This window comes from Terasakiella brassicae (genome assembly GCF_014641495.1).
In the GTDB taxonomy this organism is placed as follows: domain Bacteria; phylum Pseudomonadota; class Alphaproteobacteria; order Rhodospirillales; family Terasakiellaceae; genus Terasakiella; species Terasakiella brassicae.
Genome location: NZ_BMHV01000012.1, coordinates 86,755 through 103,449 on the forward strand (window position 1 = coordinate 86,755; position 16,695 = coordinate 103,449).

General features: G+C 48.5%; 14 protein-coding genes and 1 riboswitch. Of the genes, 10 read left to right on the forward strand and 4 right to left on the reverse strand.

From position 1 onward, the window contains the following. Nucleotides 1-38: 38 nt before the first annotated feature. Nucleotides 39-251, reverse strand: a riboswitch (cobalamin riboswitch). Nucleotides 252-409: 158 nt separating this feature from the next. The 4 genes from IEW74_RS09855 (at nt 410) to IEW74_RS09875 (ending at nt 3,986) form a co-directional block, all read left to right on the forward strand. Next, a complete protein-coding gene (locus tag IEW74_RS09855) occupies nt 410-985 on the forward strand; it encodes a YceI family protein (RefSeq protein WP_188664309.1) in 576 nt (191 codons plus the stop codon). A 23-nt stretch (nt 986-1,008) separates the two neighbouring features. Beyond that, on the forward strand, nt 1,009-2,076 hold the full coding sequence (locus IEW74_RS17340) for a YceI family protein (RefSeq protein WP_229734302.1): 1,068 nt from the start codon (nt 1,009-1,011) through the stop codon (nt 2,074-2,076). A 42-nt stretch (nt 2,077-2,118) separates the two neighbouring features. After that, nucleotides 2,119-2,733, forward strand: a complete 615-nt coding sequence (locus tag IEW74_RS09870) for a hypothetical protein (RefSeq protein WP_188664311.1) — start codon at nt 2,119-2,121, stop codon at nt 2,731-2,733. Between the two features lie 83 nt (nt 2,734-2,816). Next, nucleotides 2,817-3,986 (forward strand): HD-GYP domain-containing protein, encoded by a 1,170-nt coding sequence (locus tag IEW74_RS09875; protein WP_188664313.1) that lies wholly within the window; start codon nt 2,817-2,819, stop codon nt 3,984-3,986. 30 nt (nt 3,987-4,016) lie between these two features. On the opposite strand, the gene IEW74_RS09880 is transcribed toward IEW74_RS09875, so the two are convergent. Beyond that, on the reverse strand, nt 4,017-5,711 hold the full coding sequence (locus tag IEW74_RS09880) for a methyl-accepting chemotaxis protein (RefSeq protein ID WP_188664315.1): 1,695 nt from the start codon (nt 5,709-5,711) through the stop codon (nt 4,017-4,019). A 221-nt stretch (nt 5,712-5,932) separates the two neighbouring features. Between IEW74_RS09880 and IEW74_RS09885 the strand changes: the two genes are divergently transcribed. From IEW74_RS09885 to IEW74_RS09905, 5 genes are all read left to right on the forward strand, one after another. Then, nucleotides 5,933-7,582, forward strand: a complete 1,650-nt coding sequence (locus tag IEW74_RS09885; protein ID WP_188664317.1) for an NAD+ synthase — start codon at nt 5,933-5,935, stop codon at nt 7,580-7,582. Continuing rightward, nucleotides 7,579-8,913, forward strand: a complete 1,335-nt coding sequence (gltX, locus tag IEW74_RS09890; RefSeq protein ID WP_188664318.1) for a glutamate--tRNA ligase — start codon at nt 7,579-7,581, stop codon at nt 8,911-8,913. The genes IEW74_RS09885 and gltX overlap by 4 nt, the downstream gene beginning before the upstream one ends. Before the next feature lie 70 nt (nt 8,914-8,983). Then, on the forward strand, nt 8,984-10,351 hold the full coding sequence (cysS, locus tag IEW74_RS09895) for a cysteine--tRNA ligase (RefSeq protein ID WP_188664319.1): 1,368 nt from the start codon (nt 8,984-8,986) through the stop codon (nt 10,349-10,351). A gap of 56 nt (nt 10,352-10,407) precedes the next feature. Beyond that, nucleotides 10,408-11,127 (forward strand): substrate-binding periplasmic protein, encoded by a 720-nt coding sequence (locus tag IEW74_RS09900; RefSeq protein ID WP_188664320.1) that lies wholly within the window; start codon nt 10,408-10,410, stop codon nt 11,125-11,127. A 122-nt stretch (nt 11,128-11,249) separates the two neighbouring features. Continuing rightward, the gene (locus IEW74_RS09905; protein WP_188664321.1) at nt 11,250-12,788 is read left to right on the forward strand and encodes a DUF4384 domain-containing protein; all 1,539 of its coding nucleotides are present in this window, start codon (nt 11,250-11,252) and stop codon (nt 12,786-12,788) included. A 7-nt stretch (nt 12,789-12,795) separates the two neighbouring features. Here the strand turns inward: IEW74_RS09905 and IEW74_RS09910 are convergent, their stop codons facing one another. From IEW74_RS09910 to IEW74_RS17345, 3 genes are all read right to left on the reverse strand, one after another. After that, complete coding sequence (locus IEW74_RS09910; RefSeq protein ID WP_188664322.1) at nt 12,796-13,314, reverse strand: adenine phosphoribosyltransferase; 519 nt, start codon at nt 13,312-13,314, stop codon at nt 12,796-12,798. 80 nt (nt 13,315-13,394) lie between these two features. Beyond that, on the reverse strand, nt 13,395-14,954 hold the full coding sequence (locus tag IEW74_RS09915) for a hypothetical protein (RefSeq protein WP_188664323.1): 1,560 nt from the start codon (nt 14,952-14,954) through the stop codon (nt 13,395-13,397). A gap of 116 nt (nt 14,955-15,070) precedes the next feature. After that, on the reverse strand, nt 15,071-15,763 hold the full coding sequence (locus tag IEW74_RS17345; RefSeq protein ID WP_229734303.1) for a hypothetical protein: 693 nt from the start codon (nt 15,761-15,763) through the stop codon (nt 15,071-15,073). Between the two features lie 205 nt (nt 15,764-15,968). Here IEW74_RS17345 and IEW74_RS09925 point away from each other — a divergent pair, with 205 nt between their 5' ends. Further along, nucleotides 15,969-16,679, forward strand: a complete 711-nt coding sequence (locus tag IEW74_RS09925; RefSeq protein WP_188664325.1) for a DUF6969 family protein — start codon at nt 15,969-15,971, stop codon at nt 16,677-16,679. Nucleotides 16,680-16,695: the final 16 nt, after the last annotated feature.

The window sequence follows — 16,695 nt, forward strand, 5'->3', positions numbered from 1 at the left end:
CAGGTTGGAAAAAAAGACATCCCCGTGAGCTTCCCCGCTCGATCGTCGTATATATGGCAGGTATCCTGGCTTGCGCTTTTTCGCCCCGTCTCCCTTCCCGGCCATTTTACCAGTGGGCTATCAGACGGCACATTTGCGCTTACAGTTGCGGGGGCAGCCACGGTTTCGATCCCTGATGGGTACGTCTCACCGTGTTCCCTTTTAATCTCCTAGACTCTTGCCTTCGGAGAACCATGAGTACTTTTAGGGCGGATTTGTTTTGCGAGTCAACAATTCTGTGCTTTGATGAAATGTTATTGGTTCAATTTTAGAAACAATCCCTTTCGTTTTACGTTCTTTTTGTCGTGCAAAGAACAGATTATCTTGCTTGGAGTAACCATTCATCTCTCATAAGCAAGGATATCTCTCGATGAAAAAACTTTTGCTCGCTTCTGTATTCGCTCTCGGTCTTGGTGTTTCCGGCGCACAGGCGGAGCCCGTAGAATATGTATTTGATACCGATCACACTTCGATTGAATTTTATGTCAATCATATGGGGTTTTCCAATTTCCAAGGTGAGTTCCAGACTTTTGACGGCACGCTTGTTTTTGATGAAGCCAAGCCCCAAGACAGCCGTGTTGAGGTCGTTATTGAGGCAAACAGCATCGACACCGATGTTGCCGCGTTGGACAAACACTTAAAGTCGGCTGATTTTTTTGATGTAGCAAATTTTCCGAACCTGACATTCAAAAGCAAATCTATCGAAATCACAGGTGAAAAAACCGGGATTATCACAGGCGATCTCACCATGCATGGCGTGACCAAAGAGGTTGCCTTGAACGTAACGCTGAACAAAGCAGCCCCGAACCCGATGACGAAAAAAGCAGCCGTTGGTTTTTCTGCAACAGCAACTTTGCAACGTTCCGATTTTGGCATTTCCACCTATGTCCCGGCTGTTGGCGATGAAGTGAAAATCCGTATTGAAACAGAAGCGCAAGCAAAATAACGCATAAATTAAGGATTACCGCCATGTCATTGCGTAATAGCAGCACGTCTTACGGATGGATTGCCAAGCTCTTTCACTGCAGTATGGTGCTCAGTTTTTTGATAATGTTTCCGCTTGGTTATTATATGACCGGGTTGCCGCTGGGGCCGGATATGTTTGAAAAAATTGCGTTACATAAATCCATCGGTGTCATCGTTCTGTTCCTTGCTGTGCTGCGACTGGCATGGCGGTTGATCAATCCAACACCCGAATTACCGATTGAAATGGCGTGGTATGAACGTCTGGGGGCGCATGGGGTGCATATTGCCCTTTATGGGGTGATGTTTGTCATGCCGCTAAGCGGATGGGCCATGAGTTCTGCGGCCAATTTCCCACTGTCAGTCTTTGGCTGGTTTACGTTGCCTGCATTGATGGAACCGTCCAAGGAAGCAGTTGATTTCTTAAAAGCGTTTCACGAAGTCATGGCGGTATTGATCCTTGTGTTGATTACTCTGCATATTGGCGCTGCGCTGAAACATCATTTTATTAATCGTGATGATGTGTTGAAACGTATGTTGACGGTTGTGGCCGTGTTTTTGATCACAAGCCCGGCCCTTGCAACAGATTGGTCGGTCAAAGACAGCAGCAAGCTTGGATTTATCGCCACGCAAACCGGGGCGGAATTTGAAGGGGCCTTTAAGGCGTTTACTTCGACTATTTCGTTTGATCCGGATAATCTTGAACAAAGTCACGTCGAAATCATCATTGATATTACCAGTGTGGATACCCAAAGTGCAGAGCGTGATAGTCAGATTGTCAGCGCCGACTGGTTTGATGCGTCCACTCATCCTCAGGCAATCTTTAAAACGATAGAGATTTCAAAAGGTGAAAACGGGGACTATATCGCCAAGGCAAGCTTGACCATGCGGGGAATAAGCAAGGAAGTTGAGTTGCCTTTTAAGGTGAAGATTGACGCCGATCAGGCACATGCCACAGGTGAGTTGACAATTCAGCGCAATGATTTTGGGATCGGGCAGGGGCAATGGGTTGCGACAACGGTTGTTGGCGATGATGTTCGCATTTTCTTTGACTTGAAGGCCGATAAAAAATAGGGTGCCGCACTGCTTAATCATTTGAATGCGAGATGTGTGATCATGGCGACGAACAAGCCCGGAAAATATATTGGTGATGCAGGCGTTGCCAAATTTCTTGAACAGTACAAAAGCCAAGTGCCGTTTCATGTGGTACGCATGCGTGTGCTGGGGGCCTTGGCTAGCCCCAATAAGGATTTGTTGCCTGTGATGGTGATTGCCAGCTTCTGGGGGGAGAACGAGTTTCCCAAGTTTGTAACAAAGGCAGAAAGCGAAAGTTTTTTTGCGACCTTCATGGGCTTATGGCACCGTATTGAGAAAATGGCGATTGCACGAACCCCGTTGCTGAGCGCGCGGGGCAAGCTCGCCACGTTGGAGGCTGCGAAAGACCTGCTTCTGCGCCGTGTGGAAGAACTGGATGCCGGCTTTATCGAAGGTTTTTGGGGTGGTGAGGACGATATGAAAATGGCCTCTGCCACCGCTGCCCTTATTGATGGTCTGGGCGAAGAAGCCGAAGGATTTAGCGCGCTTTTACAAGATGTGGAAAACTGGTCCGATTACACACTGGCAATGCGTGAAGCCTTGTTGGAAGAAATCACCGAGCGTGATACCCTGATCGAAGATGCGATATTGGCCCTGTTGGTTTTGAAGGATAAAACCAAAGAGACGGTCCATTAATCTTGAAATTCGAAGACCGCGCCCCATATGCTTAAGATTATAGTGGGGTGATAGGCAGGGACACCGATCAAGAAGGTGGTGTCATGCTCAGTCCGCAGGTGGCAAAAGCCAAAGTAGGATATGCAGTTACGGATCAGTCCCGTCGACCGGGTCTGGTGCGTGCGCTTGTCGTGTGCAAACACGAAAAATTCAGAAGTGAAATTGTCACTGCTTTGGACCGCAGTTTTGAGGTCGATTATTATGCCACCCCGGAAACGGCGATGGCCGGACTTATGGCGACAAAAACCCCCGGTCTGATTGTGATGGATTATGATCTGGTCATTCGGGGGTCGCGCGATTTTATGCGCATGAAGCTGGAAAGCGATCATTTGCGCGATATTCCGTTTTTGATTACAGGGCGGGTTCCAACGGAAACATTTAATGAGACGGTGCGTATGCTCTGTCCTGTTTCCTATCTGCGCCGTCCGTTTATGAAATCGGCTTTGCATGATGAAGCCGGAAAATTAATTGATCGACTGTTAGAGGCCAGTTGGCGGAGCTTACCGGCACGTCAGCGCGAAGCGTTGGAAACGTCACTGGGGCATTTTCGCGGTACAACCCACCGCGTGCGCCGTGGAAATCCATTGAATATTCATAACACCAAAGAATGTTGTTTCCCCTTGATGGAAGAAGTGTTGGAGGGGCAGGTTGCGGATTTGATTTCCAACGTGAAAGATCATCATAATTATACCTATGTCCATTCCTTGAAAGTGTCGAGTTTGATGTGTCTTATGGCGCATGCCATCGGGATCAGCGGGCACGAACTGTTAACGGTTGCGGCTGCAGGTATGCTGATGGATGTGGGCAAGCTGGCGGTGTCGCAGGAATTGTTAAATTCACCGGATCCATTGTCGCGGGACGAATTGAAGCAGTTAAAAAAACATGTGTTGCATTCTCATGATATTTTGAATCGGAGTGAAAATATCAGCGAAGGCATTCGTGTCATTGCCGAACAACACCATGAAAAACTGGATGGAAGCGGGTATCCCAAGGGATTGACCGGACAGGATTTAAATGAACTGGCGCGATTGGCCACGATTGTGGATATCTTCTGCGCCTTGACGGATAAGCGCCCGTACAAGCCGGAATTCAGTTGTGAAAGTGCGATAAAGGTACTGGAAACACTGGAGGGAAAAATTGATCCCTTCCTTTTGGCATTATTTAAAGAAATTATTATGGATGTCTATCGCCCGGAAAACCCGAGCATCCATTAAGGAGCTCGGGTTCTGGGGAAAAGGGGGGCGTTAACTGCGGATCGTCGCAAGGAAGTTGCGGACTTCTTGGTTTAATTGATCCGTCGGGCCTTTTAAATCTTCGGCGGCCCATGTGACCTGAATGGCCGTGTTGTGGGATTTGGCGGCACTGCGTGTCATGGCAACGATGCGGTCGGCAACGGCTTGGGCATCATCGGATACATTTTGCACATTTCTGGCAATATCGCGTGTGGTGGCATCCTGTTCTTCAACGGATGCGGCGATTGCCGCTGCGATTTGGTCGATCTGGTGGATGGTCTGACTGATATCGTCAATCGCCTCGACAGCCTCGCCGGTTGCGTCTTGAATTTGAGAGATTTGACTGGCGATTTCATCTGTGGCACTTGCGGTTTGATTGGCGAGGTTTTTCACTTCGGAGGCCACAACCGCGAACCCTTTGCCCGCTTCCCCTGCCCGTGCCGCCTCAATGGTGGCGTTCAGGGCAAGCAGGTTGGTTTGTTCGGCAATATCTGTGATCAGGCCCAGAACTTCACCAATGCGTTGTGCGGCTTCTGCAAGGCCATTGACCTTGTCGTTGGCGGTGCTGGCCTTGGTGACGGCCTGATTGGCAATGTCGGTTGACTGGGTAACCTGTTGACCGATTTCACTGATGGCGGCAGAAAGTTGTGTGGTGGAGGCCGCAACCGTATCGGCGTTGGTTGTCGTGCGTTCGGACGCTTCTGCAACTTCCATAGATTGACTGGTATCTGTTTCTGAACCTGCCGTACCGCCATGACTGGCAACAGAGAGGATATCGCTTGTTTTATCTGCAATGCTGGCAATAATGCTGGAAACGGAATTTTCCAGGTGATCGGCCAATTCAATCATTTGCTGACGATTGGCTTTTTCCTGTTGTTTACGCTCCGTTTCCTGATTGGCGCGCATATTTTCCATTTCAACCAGATTGTCTTTAAAAATACTGAGGGCTTCAGCCATTTCGCCGACTTCATCATGGCGTTCGTCGGCGGGGATTTCCGCGCTGAGGTCGCCTTTGGCCAAGGTTTGCATCGCACGTGTCATGCCGCGCACCGGGCGTGAAATACTGGTTGCGATGAAAATGGCAACAACAAAGACCACAACCAGAACCACAACAACGATGATGGCATCGACACGAATGGTGTTGTCGATGCTGTTGTTGACGTTTTCAAATTGGCTGTCGGCTTTTTCGCGCCAGTTTTCGACTTGAGAGGCCACGTTCTGATTGACTTGCGAGAACAGGTCATCGGCTTCAAACATATAGATGACGGCTGTTGCCGCATCGGTTTCCGAAGTGTCGATGACATCGGTTGCCGCAACGATATATTGTTCGAAAAGGGATGCGATTTTATCGACGGATTTCTTTTCTTCGCCTTGGAAGTCATGTTTTTTGATCAGAAGCTTGAGGTCAATGTTCAGACCATTCAGGGATGATTTCAGCGATTCTCGCATGGATTTCTGCGAATCTTCGTCCGTCATGTTACTGGCAGCCCAGCTGATCATGCGGAAAAGCCCGCCGTTGACTTCGCTCAGTGATTCCTGGAAATCAAGGGCTTTAACCACTTTTGCCGTATTCTCATTGAATAAATTATCCATCGAGGTTCGGATTGTCTGAATACCCGAGTAGGATAACCACGATAAAAAAATCAGGGCGATTGTAAAAATCACAGGAGAAACGAGCAGTTTCTTTGTAATGCTCCAGTTTTTCATACCAAAGAACGTCCTTTTCGTCGAAGCCAGAAGTAGTTCTGTTGAAGGCTAAAATTATGTTAGTTTTACAAACAATTTATCTTGGCTAATGGGAGGGGGCAAGTTGAGCATTGTAATAAATTGTAAGCTTTATCATTCAATCGCGCAGTTACGTTGACATTCGGTGCGAGTCAGCATAGTTTCGCGCACAGTTGGATATTTAAATTCTAGACCCTCAGTAAATGACCGATACATTTTCCCTCGCTTTGGCGCAACTTAACCCCACAGTCGGTGCAATCCGTAAAAATATGGCATTGCTGGCAATGTATTATGACCGTGCATTGGAACAATGCGCCGATCTGTTGGTGAGCCCGGAGCTGCTGACCACGGGCTACCCTCCTGAAGATTTGGTGTTGAAGCCGTCTTTTCAAGATGCTGTTGAAGATGCCGTGCTGGCGTTTGTCGAAACAACGCGAGGAAAGCCGACCGGTGTGTTGCTGGGAACACCGTGGCGTGTCGAGGAGGGATTGTATAATGCCGCCTTGTTTATTTTTGATGGGGAAATCCGTCAGATCGTCCTGAAACGCCATTTGCCCAATTACGGTGTTTTTGATGAAATGCGCTTGTTTTCAAGTGGCGCAGAAAGTGCGGTTATCAATTTTGCAGGGCGTAAATTGGGCGTAATGATCTGTGAAGATATGTGGTACGACGATGTCGCTGCCGATTTGAAACTCGCCGGGGCAGAGATGTTGATCGTCCTGAACGGATCACCTTTTGAAGGGGACAAGCCGTTTTTGCGTTATGATCTGGCGGCGGAACGGGTTGAACATTGTCATGTGCCGCTGGTGTACGTTAATCAGGTCGGCGGGCAGGACGAACTGGTCTTTGACGGGGCTTCATTCGTGATGAACAGTGCTGGTGAACGGGTCTGTCTGATGCGCCATTGGCGTGAAGAAATGGCAATTGTCAAAATCAGTAAGGACAATCAAATTGCCGGACCGTTGGCCCATGATAGTCATGGGTTAGAAGCCTTGTATCAGGCTATGGTTTTGGGCTTACGCGATTATGTGAATAAAAACGGTTTTCCCGGTGTGGTCTTGGGTTTGTCCGGCGGGATCGACAGTGCCTTGTCTGCGGCTGTGGCGGTTGATGCGCTTGGGGCAAAACGTGTGCGTTGCGTGATGATGCCTTCGCCTTATACATCGCAAGAAAGTCTGGATGATGCACGAGGGTGTGCAGAAATGTTGGGTGTTGAATACGAAAGTGTTTCTATTGAACCGGCAATGCAGGCGTTTGAAACGATGTTGGCACCGATTTTTAGTGGCAAAGACAAAGATATTACCGAAGAAAATATTCAGTCGCGTGCTCGGGGCCTTTTGTTGATGGCCCTGTCCAATAAATTTGGACATATGTTGCTGACAACAGGCAATAAATCAGAAATGTCTGTCGGTTATGCCACCATTTACGGGGACATGTGCGGTGGCTATTCTGTCTTGAAAGATGTTTATAAAATGACGGTCTTTGCGTTGTGTAAATGGCGTAACGATCAAAAACCAGAAGGTTGTTTGGGCCCTGATGGGCGTGTCATGCCCGATAATGTGATCGCCAAGCCGCCTTCGGCTGAACTTCGTCCTGATCAAAAGGATGAAGACAGTCTTCCGCCTTACGAAATTCTCGATGATATACTGGAATGTTTGATCGAGAAGGAGTATTCCCTTGAAGATGTGGTGGCCTGTGGCCATGATGCAGATGTGGTGCGCCGGATCTGGAAGTTGCTTGATCGTGCGGAATATAAACGCCGTCAAGCGCCTCCGGGTGTTAAGCTGACATCGCGTGCATTTGGTCGCGACCGCCGCTATCCCCTTACCAACGGTTTTACGAGTCTGATATGACCTTTAAAGTACGCTTCGCACCTTCACCCACCGGTATGATGCATATCGGCAATGCCCGCATGGCGCTGGTTAACTATCTTTATGCAAAAAAAGAAGGCGGCACCTTTTTGCTGCGTGTGGACGATACCGATCAGGAACGTTCCAAACCTGAATATGAACAGGCCATCAAGGATGCTATGAACTGGCTGGGTTTGAGCTGGGACGAAGAAGAACATCAGTCGGCCCGCATGGACCGTTACGAAGACGTTTTTGAAAAATTGAAAGCCGATGGTCTGGTCTATGATTGTTACGAGACCCCGGAAGAGCTGGAATTTATGCGCAAACGCCTGCGTTCACGCGGCAAAGCGCCGATCTATGATCGTTCTGCCCTTGATCTGTCCGATGCGGATAAAGAAAAGTTGAAGGCTGAAGGCCGTCAGGCGCACTGGCGTTTTAAGCTGCCAGCAGATGATATTGAATGGACCGATCTGGTACAGGGCGAAAAGAAATTTTTGGCGGCCAATCTGGCGGACCCGGTTATCCGTCGTGCGGACGGGACGTTCCTTTATATGATGCCGTCTGCCATTGACGATATTGATCTGGGTGTCACCCATGTTTTGCGCGGTGAAGACCATGTGTCCAACACGGCTGTGCAAATTGCCATGTTCAAGGTTTTGAATGACGGTAAATTTCCGGCATTCGCTCACTTACCGTTGCTGTCCGGTACGGAAGGCGAAAAACTGTCCAAGCGCAAAGGGTCCATGTCTTTGGCAGAAATGCAGGAAGATGGTCTGGAAGCCATGTCGATCAACAGTCTGCTGGCACATTTGGGAACCTCTGAAAATATCGAGGCGGTCAAGAGTCTGGATGAACTGGTTGCGAGCTTTGATATTGCAAGTTTCGGGCGCGGCACACCCAAGTTCGATTTCAAGGAACTGGAACGCCTGAATTCCAAGCTGATTCACGAAATGGATTGGGCGACAGCCTCTGCGCGCTTGAACCTTGAAGGCGCAGACGAATCTTTCTGGGAAGCGGTGCGCCCCAACCTGTCACGTGTAAAAGATGCACAAGACTGGGCTGATATCGTTTATGGCAAAGTCACCCCGATTATTGAAGATGCCGATTTTGCTGTTCAGGCCAAAAACCTGTTACCTGCAGGTGATTGGGATGAAACCACGTGGCAGACATGGACAACGGCTGTTAAGGAAGCAACCGGACGTAAAGGCAAGCAATTGTTTATGCCATTGCGCCAAGCCCTGACCGGCATGGATCATGGGCCGGAACTGGGCGTCTTGTTGCCCTTGCTGGGTCGTGAAAAAGTGGAAGCCCGCCTGCAAGGGACAGCCGCTTAATTTATTTTTTACAAGTGCCCCTGCGTCATGCAGGGGCCTTTTCTCTTTTTAAACATCGTTGGTTAAGACAATGACATTGCATATCTACAACACCCTGACCCGCAAAAAAGAAGAATTCAAACCGATTAATCCGGATTGTGTGGGCATGTATGTCTGTGGACCGACGGTTTATGATTTTGCCCATATCGGCAATGCGCGTCCGGTGATTGTCTTTGATGTTTTGTACCGCTTGCTCAAGACGCTTTATAAAGATGTGACCTATGTGCGCAACATTACCGATGTGGATGACAAGATCAACGCGAAATCCAAGGAAACCGGCGAAGATATCCGCACGATTACCGAACGCACAGCCAAAGCGTTTCACGAAGATATGGCGGCGTTAAACGCCGGTAATCCCGATATTGAACCGCGCGCGACCGAACATATCGCTGAAATGATCGACATGATCGAAACCCTGATTGCCAACGGCAATGCCTATGCTGCGGATGGTCATGTTCTGTTTCATGTGCCGAGTATGCCCGAATACGGTGCCTTATCCGGGCGTAATATGGACGATATGATTGCCGGTGCCCGTGTGGAAGTGGCCTCTTATAAAAAAGATCCGGCCGATTTTGTCCTTTGGAAACCCAGTGAAGAGGATGTCCCCGGTTGGGAAAGCCCGTGGGGGCGCGGGCGTCCCGGCTGGCATATTGAATGTTCCGCGATGAGCCGTAAGTACCTCGGCAATACGTTTGACATTCATGGAGGGGGGCACGATTTGATTTTCCCCCACCATGAAAATGAAATTGCCCAAAGCTGCTGCGCGAACAAAACCGAACGTTTTGCCAATTACTGGATGCATAACGGTCATCTGATGGTTGAAGGTGAAAAAATGTCCAAATCGTTGGGCAATTTCTTCACGGTCCATGAATTACTGGAAGAAGTTCCGGGTGAAGCGTTGCGTTTTTATATGCTGTCAGCCCAGTATCGCTCTCCATTCGATTTTACCAAAGACGGTGTGCGTGAAGCGAAATCGACACTGGATCGTTTTTACACAGCCCTTCGCCAGCATAACGATGTGGTGGCCTCTGACGTGGCTGCGCCACAGCCCTTTATTGCGGCGCTGGAAGATGATTTAAACACACCTTTGGCAATTTCCCAACTGCATGAACTTTTAGGGAACTTTAACAAGGACCCCAACCCGCAGACGAAAGGGCAACTTTTAGCCGCCGCGCAATTGCTGGGCATACTGCAACAAGATGTTGAGGTGTGGTTGAAAGGTGGGTCTCAGGAAAACTCCGGGGTTGATGAAAGTTCAATTGAGCGTATGATTGAAGAACGAAAACAAGCCAAAGCAAACAAGGATTTTGCAGCGGCGGACCGTATCCGTGATGAACTTGACGGGCTCGGTATCGTTCTGGAAGACAGCGCGCAAGGGACAACGTGGAAACGAAAGTAGCACAAAGGAAAACTTTTAAATTCAGGCTTCCGGTCTTATTTTTGATAGGACTGTTGGTGTGGTCTGCGTCCTCCTTTGCTGCAGAACGAGATATATTGGTCGGTGTGGGGTTGTCCAAACCACCGTATATTATTCAGGATGGAAATGCTGGTGCCGAGCTGGATATCGTGCGCCGTGGGCTGGAAATTGCGGGCTATAACATGAAAATCCGCTATATGCCGTTAAAACGCATCCCCCATGAACTGAATGGCGGGGCGCTGGATGCGGGGATGACCATGCGTGCGCATATGGCGGTGGATGGTTTTTTCTCCAAAGCGATTATTTCTTATCAAAATTACGCGATTACGTTGGTCCGGCCGGACATCCGTTTGAAAAACTTAAATGATCTGGGTTATTATCGTGTCACCGCATTTCAAAATGCATCGAAGTTGTTAGGGGCCGATTTTAAATCCGCGATTGCAGAAAACCGGGAATATTACGAGGTCGTCAATCAGGCTTTGCAAGTTAAAATGCTGGCAAAGGGGCGCACGGATATTGTGATTTCCGATTTTCGTATTTTCCTGCATTTTAAACAAAAAGTGGAAGAGGAAAGCGGGGAGAAAATTGCGGTTCAGTTCCATTCCTTGTTTCCGCCGACCCATTATCGTGTCGGCTTTCGCGATCGACAAGTGCGCGATGATTTTGATGCCGCCCTTGATGAGATAAAAGCATCGGGGGAATATGCTGCTATTCTTCAAAAATATATTCGTGAAGACACGATGAATATTATCAACTGACAAAGTGTTTCGTCGTTCTTTTTTATAAAAACATCCCTAAACCGTGTATATTGCCATTCAAATTCTTTCAAAGATGATTGAGGCGTGTGGTGAATAGGGTTGTCTTGTGTCTGGTAATAAGTATGGGGCTGTTTGTTTCAGCTGTTGTACCTTCTCTGTATGCAGAAGAAGGCGTGGTCCAAGCAGTCGAACAATCCGCATCTGAATATCGTCAGGATAAGCCGTGGCGCAAAAAAGACCCGGATCAGGAACAAGACAAAGATAAAAAGAAAACGGTTTCCACCTCTAAAAAATTTAGAACGATGGCGCGTGCCCTTTTGGGGCAACCGCATTGGAGTGAGCGTTTCCTCAATTTACTGGATCGTGATACGCCGAAAATTGCGATACACCCCTTTAAGGCGGATGAACTGCCGATTTCGTTGGAAGAAGCCCAGATTTACGTAAACGGATTTACGCAGGCCTTGGTTCGCGAAGCCGATGGGCGTTACGCCGTTGTCGCGCGCAAGGAACTGGGGGCGCTGGTTCAGGATATTAACGAAATGGGAATGCGCAGCGAAAGTGAAAACCCCTTGGGGGATTTAATCACCCGCGCGCGTTCCGATCTTTTGGCCGTGGGCACGTTAAGCCTGAAGGGTGATAAAATTCTGCTGGCCTATAAAATGGTGGAAACGGAAACCGGGCGCATTGTATCCAGTAGTCAACAGACGTTTGCCCGTAAGAATGAGGCGATAAGCAAAGCGCACGGCGGGTTGTCTGTGAATGGGGCAGCGCAAAAAGCCGCAGGTGCTTTGCTGCGCGATGTTAATTTTGTTCGCAAAATCATGGTTCAGGGGATCCGATACCAAACCAGTGGCATCCATACCGGGTTTGGGCGTTATTTCACCGGGGTACTGGTGGACAGTTTGCGCCAGTATGCCACCAGTGGTCCGCGCAATATCAACAGTATGGAAATCAGCGACTTTGTCATTGAAGAAGAACAATTTCGGGGATTGCAATTAAGTGCAAACAGTGTGGAACGCACGAGGTTATCACAGGATGGGCAGGGGAGTTTTATTTTAAAAGGAACCTATTGGCCATTTGAAGAGTATGTGGAAATGCGCCTGAGTTTGGAAAATGAAAAAGGCGCTGCGCACGTCTGGCGCGGGCGGATCGTGAAAAGTGAAATCCCGCCTGAACTTGACCTTTTGCCGCCCCCTTCCCCGATTGCACAGGAAGAAACAAATCCATTAGGGCCGATTGATCTTTACCTCAGCAGCAATAAAGGGAGTGACCCGTCTTACAAAATCGGGCAAAAGATGGTGCTTTCTGTGCGCACCTCTGTTGATGCTTATATCGGTTGTTATTATTTGCAGGCTGATGGGATGATTTTTCGTATTTTTCCCAATCGGTTTATGAAAAGCGGTTTTCTAAATGGGGGATTTACGCAAAATATCCCCTCGGCCTCCATGCCGTTTGCCTTTGAATTTACGCCGCCCAGCGGTGTGGAGGCCGTCAAATGTTTTGCAACGGACCGCGATGTGGCAAAGGATTTAACAACGGCCTTGGGCCAAGCTGCCTTTAAACCGTTGTCGGTTGCCAATGAACGACAACTGACGAAAGTCTATCGCAGCTTGCCCAATGTGCTTTTAAGCGAAGTATCCCTGATTATCAGTGTGGAATAACCCGCCCTTATTCGTCGTAAGAGACCAATGTATCAAAGGGAATATCCCCAAGCTTTTCCCGACCATTCAGGAAGGTCAGTTCAATCATACAGGCGGTGCCGACCACGTTTGCGCCAACTTGTTCAAATAATTTTATGGCAGCTTCCAGCGTGCCGCCGGTTGCCAGCAAGTCGTCCAGAATAACAACGCGCTGTCCCGGTTTGACGGCATCGGCCTGAATTTCGACTGTATTGGATCCATATTCCAGATCATAGCTATATTCAATTGTTTTGCCCGGCAGCTTGCCTTTTTTGCGCACCATCGTAAAACCAAGACCCAGTTTTAAGGCCAGAGGCGCTGCGACCAGAAAACCGCGTGCGTCCAGACCTGCAAGGATATCAGGTTGATGACGGCTGACGATTTTGGCCATGCGTCCCATTGCAACCTGCCATGCATCCGGTTCAGCCAGCAAGGTTGAAATGTCGTAAAAAAGAATACCGGGTTTTGGAAAGTCCGGAATGCCGCGAATATGGTCTTTCAGATCCATGTGATGTACCCCAAATTAAATAAGCGGGTTGTATACTAAACGTGCGTTTTGAGAAGTACCATGTAAAATTTTTGATTTTATCAGACGGATTTTTGTAGTCTTTCAATCGGCAAATTGAACGGTGGGCGCAGTTTGGGCGTATTGCGCACAAGGGCAGCCCCGTTGATCAGTTCCATACCGATTTCCAGCATGTCATTGACCTGATCACGTCGGCGCAAGCCAAGGGCATAAGGCTTGGCGTCAAGGGCTGTAATTTCCGTCAGGCGGTTTTCCAGTTGAGGCAATGAAATACCGTTTTTTGAATTGAGTATTGAAAAATCAATCCCGACCCAATTTAATTCGTTGCATAACGGGGTTGCGAATTTATTTTCGGCATTCAAGGTTAAAGCCGTTCCGTTCACCACGCTGTTTAAGGCCGTGCAAGTGTGTTGCAGGTCGTCAGTGGTCCAGTGCCCATCGTCCAATATTTCGATGATAAGAAATCGTTCCCGCAAGGGAAGTGTGAATTTTGCAAGCGTTTCCAGAACAGCCTGAAGGTTTTCACCACGCAAGGAGGGACTGTGTATGGGGATGAAAACAGGTGTGACAATGTTTTGCGTATTAAAGGAAAATAAAGCTTTGGCGGCTTGTTGCAAGACCCAGAGATCTGTTTTTAATTTTTGTTGATTGTTGGCTTTGCCATAGGCTTTTGAGCCTTCCAGTTTTTGCCCTGTGGGTGAGGTATAGCAAAAACGCGCACGATATAGCCGCAGGCTTTGACTATCCCTTTCCCAGCACGGGGCATATTCAACAGCGTAGGTTGGCTTGTCTTTGGGGAGAAGGGGCGGGTTTGTGCTTTTTTCTTCTTTTTCCTTCGACATCACCACCCATTGTGGTTCGTCTTTGCTTGTTTCTTTGCGCTCACGTTGTAATTGAACCCATTGGGCTTCGCTCATGGAAGATGGCTTCTTTTGCCCTTTTTGCCAATGCGGATTGTTTTCTGCGTGGGCTAAATGGTGTTCTTTCCAGTTGGTCTTGTCTTCTTTGGGATCGTGCGTTTGTTGTTGCGGATCGATACTTGTTTTTTGGGGCGTTTTTTCTTGTGTGTTGTCGTTTGCTCCCTTTTCTTTGGCGTTCCCGGCGGCTTCACCCGCACGACCTGCTTTTTCAAGGAATTCGATATTCAGGCTGCCGTCTTCTTTGAGGGCATCCTTCGGGTCAACGCCTGCCACGCGGACAAGGGGGCGGCGTTCCCCATCGAAGCGATCCCCGATAATTTTACGCCCGACTTCCTCGGCAATGTCATAGGCACGGGCATCGGCTTCTATTTCAGACAGGGTCGGGAACAACATGATGTAGATTTCCTGGCTTTGATGTTCCCAGCGATTGCCCTGACCGACACGGTCGCGCATCACGCCTTCTGTCAGTCGGAAAATTTTGTCTTCACGTTTATCCCACGTGTCACCGAGGGCTTGATGAAATTCTGTCATGCTGAGGACGTGCAGCTTGCCAATATCTTCATGGTCTTCTTCGCTGATAATATCTTCGATACTGACAGCAATATCATCAGACATAAAACCATCGTCCTTGATCCGCACAAGGGCACGGTCTTCACCGATCCCTGAAAAGATTTTTTTTGCCGTTTTAATCCACTTGAACACGCGGGAGCGCCTTTATTTATTGTTTTTGGTTCGAGGACTTTAACAGGTTGTTTTCCATAAAAAAAGAGCGAAGGCGTCAGGGGAACGCCTTCGCCCAGGGGGCCGTTGATTGAAGGTTAACGGCGATATTCTTCCGGGAGGAAAAGAAGCCCATCGGTTTCTGCACCCATTGCGTTATGACATTCAAAACAGAAGGTCATGCCTGCTGAATTACGCCCTTTTGTTTCGCCCCACAAACTGCCATCTGCCATGACCATGGAATATTTCCAGTCCAGTGATTGCGGGTGCCAGCCGGACGGCATTTTTTCCATCAGGAAAAGCGGACCGATATCGGCCTTGCCATCAGCTTTGCCGACGATGGTCGGTTTTGCAATGATCGCCCCTGCCGGCAGGATGCCTGCCTCTTCCCATTTTTGATAATTTTTGGCTTTTTCATTGACGATGTTGACGAGATAACGATCCCCATGTGTGCTGGACTGATAGGGACTTTTTGTAACGTTTATCCAGTTAAAAAATTGAGCCGCAGCAGGAATGCCGGATTTTGCATATGTTGTCTGCATGGCGGGAAGCAAACGATCCCATTCGCGCATGGCTTGTTCATCATTAAGTTCTGCGGGTTGCGCAGCCGCGCATGGGTTGGCTGCGCACGGATTTTTGGCGCAACAGGGGTTTTGAGCACAGGCTTTTGCCGCACACGGATTAGCGAGAGCTGGCGTAAGCGGGAGGGCACTTGCGATTCCAAGCCCAAGCCCAAACCCCAAGGCCAAAGGTGTGAAAGATGCGGTTTTTAGTGTTGTGCGTAATGTCATAATGCCTCCCGAAGAATTTGTTGGATGAAGTGCTTTTCAAGTGTTCCAAGTATGAAGGGAGAAGGCTGGAATATCTCTAAACAAACCCTTCACGCGCCATCAATAAAATGTGATTAAAACTTGAGTGCTTGTGATAAGTACTTATCTGGAAAAGGGATTAAGTTCTTTGTCTGGTCATTTGGGGAACTTGAAATAGGAACGTGTTATGACGGACTTGTCACAGGTCACAACAGAACGTCTGAACAAAATGTTGACGGCTGGCCATGAGGTCGAAAATTGCCAGCGTGTCTTGAGCAAAGTTGGTGAAAATATTGTTGGGGATGTTCTGCGCGGATGTGGGACGTTTTATCAGATGAACCATTACCCGGATGGTGATGTTTATGACCATGAAACGCATGGTCAGTATTATTATCATGCACACCGTGACGGCGAACATGGTCATTTCCATTTGTTCTTGCGCCCGAAGGGAATGCCATCGGGGATCAAACCGGCTTTGGTCGAAGATTTTGAAGAACCAAAAGCCAAAAATGATGCGCTGAGTCATTTAATTGCGATTTCGATGGATGAATTTGGTCACCCGAAGGCCTTGTTTACCACAAACCGTTGGGTGACGGCGGAATACTGGTATGGCTGTGAGGATGTGATCCGCATGCTGGATCATTTTGAAATTGATCATGCCAGTCCGTCCTGGCCTGCAAATCGTTGGATGGGGGCAATGGTTCAATTGTTTTATCCACAAATCTGCGATCTATTGCGCCTGCGCGATCATGTCGTTGCCGATTGGAAAGAACAAAACCCCAAAGAAAACGTTTTTGAATGTCGTGATCTGGATGTAACGTCAGAATTGGAATGTAATATTCCCATGCAAATCACGGCGATTGAACAGGAATTGGCAGCCCGCAAAGTTGAAAAGTGAATTAAGTCACTGTCCG